General features: G+C 40.5%; 2 protein-coding genes. Both read left to right on the forward strand.

The window, feature by feature from the left end; all coding sequences use genetic code 11:
• Positions 1-295: hypothetical protein (locus JIV24_RS22530; RefSeq protein WP_234445927.1), on the forward strand; the 295-nt coding region annotated here is incomplete at its 5' end.
• A gap of 69 nt (positions 296-364) precedes the next feature.
• Positions 365-1,060 (forward strand): hypothetical protein, encoded by a 696-nt coding sequence (locus JIV24_RS22150; protein WP_200467268.1) that lies wholly within the window; start codon positions 365-367, stop codon positions 1,058-1,060.
• The last annotated feature ends 118 nt before the right edge of the window (positions 1,061-1,178 follow it).

A 1,178-nucleotide genomic window follows, 5' to 3' on the forward strand; every position in this document is an offset into this window, starting at 1 on the left:
TACAAAAACCGTATATCATTGCTATCGTTACACTTTAGCATCGTTAAGCGGGCATTTTATTGTGCAAGCGGAGCGTTTTCAGCACTCAGCGGAGAACAGACAGCACTCAGCGGAGGATTTCTATTGCTCAGCGGAAGATTTCCATCGCTCAGCGGGCATTTTCCCAGCGGGAAATCCTCCGCTGACTAACGGAAATCGTCCGCTTACTGGTAGAAAACCTCCGCTTACTTGTGGAAATTATCCGCTGACAGGAAGAAATTGTCCGCTATCACCTGCAAACACTGACTTTATATAACAATTACTATTATAGAATCATATTTCATTTTTAATCAAATTCATATTAACATTAACTAAATCAATTATTATGAGTAAAAACGACAGATCATTTAACTTTCCGGATGCTACTTTGCAACAACATGGCACAAACGTAGCTGAGGTCTTAAACACCGACATTGTAGAGTTCAAACATTTTGATTCAACATTTCTGGACAGTTATCCCGAGGACATTAAAGCCGCTATTGAAGAAGTACGAGCCATTAAAACCGATATGGTGGTGATTGATGAAATGACTGAGAAAACACAGGCTGTATATGATGCAGCTGCAGGATGCAACAGTGCTTATCGTACCATTATCTTTTTTGCAGTAAAAGCCTTTGCTGATAATAAAGCGGTACAAAACCAGTTTGGAGCAAACGACATTAACAAAGTGCGTAAAGACCATACCCGCCTGGTTGTATTTATGGGCGACCTGATAAAGGTGGTCAATAAATACCGTGAACAATTGATAAGTGCCGGATGCAGTGAACTTCTAATTGATAGTTTGCCTCAGCTGCACTCCCAACTCATTGAAGTTAAAACAGCGCAGGAGTTATTTAAAAAAGAACGTGGCATCATAACCCAGGAGCGTGTTGAGAAACTTAATAATTTGTATGACTTACTCACTCCTATCAGCGAAATGGCACAGATCATTTTTGCTGACGATGAAGCTCGTTTGGCGCGTTACCTCATGCCACGGCCAAAGTCATCAACTAATAGTGTTGATGATTTAATTATATCGTAATTCTGTTTTTGGTTCGTTCGAATCCCTGCTGGTGTAATACCGGTGGGGATTTTTTGTTCGTATGGTTTGTTTGTTTTGAGTAATACAAAAGGCAAACTGTCTGAGAAGGCGTTCGCTT

The organism is Carboxylicivirga marina (assembly GCF_016612505.1).
Classification (GTDB): Bacteria; Bacteroidota; Bacteroidia; order Bacteroidales; family Marinilabiliaceae; genus Carboxylicivirga; species Carboxylicivirga marina.

Bases quoted from the DNA above. Each gene is read 5' to 3' on its own strand.
- JIV24_RS22150 (WP_200467268.1), top strand. From the start codon at position 365: ATGAGTAAAAACGACAGATCATTTAACTTTCCGGATGCTACTTTGCAA.